At 65.8% G+C, this 527-nt stretch carries 1 protein-coding gene; it reads left to right on the plus strand.

The window, feature by feature from the left end:
• Nucleotides 1–527: AMP-binding protein (locus ACSVDM_RS30800; protein ID WP_439269171.1), on the plus strand; the 527-nt coding region annotated here is incomplete at both ends.

Raw genomic sequence — 527 nt, forward strand, 5'->3', positions numbered from 1 at the left:
ATCGAAAAATACGGCGTCACCATCTACTACACCGCCCCGACGCTGATCCGCACGTTCATGAAGTGGGGTCGCGAGATACCCGACGCCCATGACCTGTCGTCGCTGCGGCTGCTGGGTTCGGTCGGCGAACCGATCAACCCCGAGGCGTGGCGCTGGTACCGGGAAGTGTTCGGCGCCGACAAGACTCCGATCGTGGACACCTGGTGGCAGACCGAGACCGGCGCCATCATGATCTCGCCGCTGCCCGGCGTCACCCATGCCAAGCCCGGCGCCGCCATGCGTGCGCTGCCCGGCATTTCGGCGAATGTCGTCGACGACGACGGATCACCGCTGGGCGCCGACGCGTCGGGCCTGCTCGTATTGGACAAGCCGTGGCCGTCCATGCTGCGCGGTATCTGGAACGACATGGACCGCTACCGCGAAACCTATTGGCAGCGTTTCGCTTCCGAAGGCTGGTACTTCGCCGGTGACGGCGCCAAACTCGACACCGACGGCGACCTCTGGGTCCTCGGCCGCGTCGACGACGT

This window comes from Nocardia sp. JW2 (assembly GCF_051843015.1).
GTDB classification, from domain to species: Bacteria; Actinomycetota; Actinomycetes; order Mycobacteriales; family Mycobacteriaceae; genus Nocardia; species Nocardia coubleae.